The following is a 6,000-nucleotide window of genomic DNA, read 5'->3' as shown; positions in this document are numbered from 1 at the left end:
ACGATTTAGCCACTTATAGTATGCAGATCGTGCAATACCCGCAATTTCACAAAGTAAACGAATACTTAAACCTTCATTCTGGTGAAGCAATACTCCCCCTAAGGTAAAACAGATTTTTATTTTTTAATCTGTCTACCCTAGAGGGAGCATATCATTTTGTCCCAGCCTCGACTAGTTTTGTCCAACCTTTTTTTATTCGCTTACTTTTTCTCTTTGACCATTAGTGCTTGATTAATAAACGAAAACGTTAAGCTCCTGACGCCTGCTTCTTCATTGAATAATTGGTGCTGCCCACCGTATACAGAGTACATATATGTATTTAGAAATTTCCTTTGTAGAAATGAGAGATTATATTTCCAATCGACTGTTTTATCACGGGTCCCTTGAATGATGTGAACCACTTGTTCCTTATTTGGTTCGGCATCTTTTATTTGACGGTTCCATTGAACCAATGCACGGAGCCATTTCAATGGAAGTTCCTTCGATTGTAATGGGTCCACTTTTGTGAATGATAGGTAATGTTCGTTTGCAGAATTCTTTCTAAACCTTCTTGAGACCTTTTTTATAAACGGCTTCAACAAATAGAACCCACTAACCGATGGATACCAATGATTTGAACGTACTAGTGGGGCAACAAGAATCACCTTCTTATACACAACGTCTTCATGATTGAGGTGATGTAGTGCAATTGCTGCTCCAGTGCTATGTGCCAACAGATGGTACGTATGATCAGTAAAGTGCTCCTTGCATAGTGATACCACATGCTTTAATACCTCGTGGTACTGTTCAAAGTGATCGATTGCATACCGCTCCCCTTCCGATAAGCCATGTCCTATTAAATCATACGTAACGACACGATACCCTTTGTTTACTAAATAGTGAATGATATTCGTTAACGATCCAACGTGATCAAAATAGCCGTGTAATAAGATGATCGTCTCTTTACACATCAGTGGCTCAAACACTTGCATGATCACTTTTTTCTGATCAACATAAATAGCCCCAAAATAATGGTTAATCGATTCGCATGGCAACTGATAAAATTGTAAATAAGCGCTCACTTCTTTATGATCTGTTATGGGCTCATCTAAATCAATGTTAGCCTCCCACTGCTCTAACACGCGCAGATGCTCCTGAATATTTGCTTGATTTTTGCACACATCCACACTCTCCTTCCACATTAAATTATTAACTAAAGTTTACTAGCTTAGTCGCTTGTTGATAACAGTATATCAGAGGATATTTAAAAAAAGGCTCTGTTATCGTTGAATGTTGATATTGGGCTCATTTTATGGGAGATATGAATGAAATCCTATGAGAACATAAATTTTCTCCATGATTTCATTCATATCTTCCAACCTTTCAGTACCTGAAAGGCGTACGAAACTAAGGTTTCGCACGAAATGAGCCCAATATCAACGAGCATCAACACTAAGCTTTAACACAGCCTTAAAAAAAGAAATAGGACTGTACAACAGATCTTCTCAACCTTTGATACAGCCCCCTTCACTTTATTAACACTCGTTTGCAGTGAAAAGTCCTTTATATTTCTCACGTACTTCTCGTTTCAGAAATTTCCCGACCGATGTTTTCGGGACTTCTTCTATGAAGATTACCTCGTCAGGCAACCACCATTTTGCAAATTGTGGTTTTAGGAATTCTAGTAAATCCTCCTTCGTTGTTGAACAACCTGGATGCAGAACAACAAAAGCTACCGGACGCTCTTGCCACTCTGGATGAGGAATAGCAACAACACAAGCTTCGAAGACATCATTATGTGCCATCAGTGCATTTTCTAAATCAACTGAGGAGATCCACTCACCACCGCTCTTGACTAAGTCCTTCGTTCGATCAACTAATTTGATAATTCCTTCTTCATCAACTGTGGCGACATCCCCTGTATGAAGCCAACCATCCACAAAAGCATCACGACTTCGTTCATCATGATAATATTCATCGGCTATCCACGGACCACGTATAAGAAGCTCTCCCATTTCTTTTCCATCCCAGCTTACCTCTCCATGCTCACCAACCACTTTTGTTTCAAGTCCTGGGACTACTAGGCCTTGCTTCGCTCTAACCTTTAACTGTTCTTCTTGGTCCAACTTAGATTGATAGCTTTTCAGACGGGAAACCGTAACAAGTGGACTCGTTTCCGTCATTCCATAGGCATGTAAAAACGGAATCTTGTATTTGACTTCAAATGCTTTTATCATACCTTCAGGAGCCGCAGAACCTCCGCATAAAACTGCACGCAAACTAGACGTATCATACTCTCCAGTCTCTAACTCTTTCAAAAGTCCAAGCCAAATGGTAGGTACGCCAGCTGCTAACGTTACACGATAATCATGAATTAGCTCTGCTAATCGTTTCGGTGTGAACTGCGGCCCTGGTAACACTTGGGTTGAGCCAAACCAAGTGGCTGTAAACGGAAGCCCCCAAGCGTTAACATGAAACATCGGCACAACAGGTAAACACACATCTGACTCTGACAGCGCTCCTGTATCCGCTAATCCCATCGCCATTGAATGTAACACAATCGCTCGGTGAGAATAGACAACCCCCTTTGGATTACCTGTTGTCGCAGACGTATAACATATACCAGCTGGCTCATGTTCATTGAGATCTTTAACAAACTCAAAATTGGGGTCTCCCTCAGCAATTAACTCTTCATATGAATACAACGGTTCGAGACTGCTTTCCGGTTTCTTACCATCACACATAACGATAAAAGCTTTTACCGAAGGAATTTGATTTTTAACTGCTTCAATTAATGGTAAGATGTCCTCATCGATCAATAACACTTTATCCTTGGCATGATTGACAATGTATGTGATATGCTCCTGTGATAATCGAATATTAATCGTATGCAAAACAGCCCCGATACCAGGGATTGCAAAGTATGACTCAAGGTGGCGATGATGATTCCAAGCAAGGGTCCCAACACGATCCCCTTTTTCAACTCCTAGCCGTGCCAAAACACTAGACAATTGACGTGTACGTCTTCCAATCTCTTGATAGGAAAAGGTTTGTACCCCTGATGACGTCCGAGAAACTACCGTTTTCTTCGGAAAGTACTTTTCCGCCCTTTCAATCATTGTTGAAATGTTTAATTGAACATCCATCATCATAATTCCCCCTCGCATTCCATCGTTAACAATTAATAAAAGCGCTTTCAAAGTAGACTGTAAAATAAAACCGGTTTGATTAAAGCAAATCAACCTTATATGCTAGAGCCAACTTTCATCAGATACCGGTTCATTTATATGTCAGCAGCCATTTAAAAATGAACGATTTTTTCGTGTATGCTTAAGTAGAAGAATAAAAGCTGAGACAAAAGGTTGATTTTCCCCACCTTTTGTCCCCCAGCGTCTTTATGTTTTACTCTTATCAATCTTGAATTCTTTCACTTGCTGTTCTAGGCGGTTACTTGATAGAGTCAACGCCTCTGTTGACTGCGATACACTCTCGATCGCTTTTACTTGTTCACTTGATGACACACTAACTTGTTCTGTTGAAGCAGCTGTTTCTTCTGCGATTTCTGCAATTGTATCAATCGCTTTTCCAACAGCGTCTTTATTTTCTGCCATTGCGCTTGTCTTAGTTGCCACCTTATCTACCGATTTAATAATTTCATTAATTGTTTCTGCAATTGAATTGAATGCTGCTTCTGTGTCCGTTACAGCTTGGTTCTGCTCAGAAGCGATATCCTTCGTTCGGTACATTTCTGTCGATGTCTTATCAGATTCACTTTGAATCATTTGTATCGTTTCACGAACTTGGTTTGTCGCCTCTGTCGTTTGCTCAGATAGCTTACGAATTTCTGCTGCAACCACAGCAAACCCTCGTCCAGCATCACCAGCACGGGCAGCTTCAATGCTTGCATTCAGAGCCAATAAATTCGTTTGTTCAGAAATATCATTAATGGTGTCAATCACAACTTCAATATCGGATATTTTTGCCGATAATGCTAACACGGCTGTTTCCACATTACTGAACACTTTAGTAGCCTCACTCGTTTTCTCATTTAAAAGAGCTACCTGACTCAGGCCTCTTTGATTCACAGCTTTTATTTCTGATGATACGTTTGACATCTCTGTTGTATCGCGGATCACTTCCTCAATTTGCTTAGATAACTCGACTGTCTCTAATCGGGTTTGGTCGACTTGTAACGCCTGATCGGACGCACCTGAAGCGATTCCTGATATCACGCTCGCCACTTCTTGGCTTGATGCAACTGTTTCCTCTGACATACCCGTTACCTCTTCAGCTGACTTTCTCACCTCAACGATTGAATGATCAACTGAAGCCACTAACCCACGCATACTTGTTACCATTTTGTTAAAGTCATCTGTAAGCTCTCCAACTTCATGTTTAGCTTTATTTTCGACCTGAATCGTTAAATCACCATTTGCAACCTTTTGAACTTGTTTTTTCAAATAAACGATTGGATTTACGATGGTACTTGTTACAAAGAAACTAAAGATCGCCGCAAAAATGAGCGCTCCAACCCCAACAAAGATAATCACCCACTTTAAAGCGTCGGTGTATCCTAATAACTCCTCACGTTCAAGTACAGCAGTCATTTTCCAACCGGTTGAATCGGATGTATACAGTTGCACATAACTCGACTGTTGATTGACTTCTGATTCTATTAATTGATTTTCAGATGTAAGAATATCAGTATAATTTGAGATTGAAAATGAAGGCTCTTCACCCGTCACCATATGTGCGCCATCATTTAACTCAGGTATCGTATAAAAATTGTAGCTCTCCTCAGGATGAGCAATGACAGTGTCATCTGCTGTCATCATAAATATGTAACCATTTTCCCCAACCTTAATATCGCCAATGATTTCTGATAACTTCTCTAGCCCACGATCAATCCCAATTACGCCAATGACTTCGCCTTCTTCGTTTTCGACTGTCATCGTTGTACTTACAATCGCAATTTGACCGTCTGGCGAATCATAACTATATGGCTCTGAACGAATAGGTGCGCCAGGGTTATCAATGGCCTGTTGATACCATGGACGCTCCCTTGGATCATAACCACCAGCAACGGATTCATTCGGCCATTGAACATAGCCACCATCTACAGTTCCCATGTAAACATACGTCGTATCCGGGTGAGCCTGTCCATACTGATCAAACAGTTCATAAATTTCTCCTTCAATGCCTTCCGAAGCATAATGCATTGGTTGGATCCATTCTCCCTGACGATCAAAAAAGCTGATAATTGAATCATCAGCATGTTCAACGACAGGTTTGGAGGCTAGGTATTGAAGGTCTTCTTCAACACTCGTAAACATCGTATCAATTGTATTTTCTACTTGATCTAATTCTTCATGGATCGCAGAAGAGAAAAAGTCAGAAAATAGCTGATTCGAATAGAAATAACTAAATAAGCCTAAAATAACTAATGGCGTAATCGTTATCAGCAATACAAAAGCCATTAGTTTAGTCTTTATTGAACGAAACATCCTCTACCACCATTCTATCACTATAGTTTTTTTGCACTATCGCGAAATATACCATAAGAATCACATTAGCGACAAATATTTTCATTGATAACAGGTAGAAAACACTAAATTTCTAAAATTAAAAATCGTCCAGTAAATCAAGGGCAAAAAGAACTTCATTGTTTCCAGCACATTTTTAAAAAGGGTATAAAAGCCATTGTAATGACTTTTCACCCTTTGATCGTCTACCCTTTAATGCCTTCAAGCCATTCGAAATAACAGTCTCTACACATCGGCTCCTCACGTTCATGATCAGCATTTACTAGTGGAATAAAGTGTACCTCTTGCTGCTCTACATCATAATCACAGTAAAAGCATTGATATCCCAACTTTATTCCCCCCTTGTTTAAAATCGAACTTCACCAATTAGGATGTGACATGTGTTTTATTTTAACGAACGTTTTGTTGTTAATTGGTCCACATGTTGGTAACTGGCCATCAACATATCTTCCTTTCGTTAGAGACAAACTAAAAGAAA

The 6,000-nt window shown here is 39.9% G+C and carries 4 protein-coding genes; all 4 read right to left on the bottom strand.

Annotated features, from left to right (window positions below):
* Positions 1 to 200: 200 nt before the first annotated feature.
* The gene (locus KH400_RS07730) at positions 201 to 1,160 is read right to left on the bottom strand and encodes an alpha/beta hydrolase (protein ID WP_217223616.1); all 960 of its coding nucleotides are present in this window, start codon (positions 1,158 to 1,160) and stop codon (positions 201 to 203) included.
* Positions 1,161 to 1,514: 354 nt separating this feature from the next.
* A complete protein-coding gene (locus KH400_RS07725) occupies positions 1,515 to 3,128 on the bottom strand; it encodes a long-chain fatty acid--CoA ligase (protein WP_217223663.1) in 1,614 nt (537 codons plus the stop codon).
* A gap of 246 nt (positions 3,129 to 3,374) precedes the next feature.
* The gene (locus tag KH400_RS07720) at positions 3,375 to 5,483 is read right to left on the bottom strand and encodes a methyl-accepting chemotaxis protein (protein ID WP_217223614.1); all 2,109 of its coding nucleotides are present in this window, start codon (positions 5,481 to 5,483) and stop codon (positions 3,375 to 3,377) included.
* 224 nt (positions 5,484 to 5,707) lie between these two features.
* Positions 5,708 to 5,851, bottom strand: a complete 144-nt coding sequence (locus KH400_RS07715) for a hypothetical protein (protein ID WP_217223611.1) — start codon at positions 5,849 to 5,851, stop codon at positions 5,708 to 5,710.
* Positions 5,852 to 6,000: the final 149 nt, after the last annotated feature.

It is taken from the genome of Desertibacillus haloalkaliphilus (genome assembly GCF_019039105.1).
Lineage (GTDB): Bacteria > Bacillota > Bacilli > Bacillales > KJ1-10-99 > Desertibacillus > Desertibacillus haloalkaliphilus.
The sequence above is the reverse complement of the archived record's forward strand: the minus strand, read 5'-3'. Positions and strand labels throughout refer to the sequence as shown.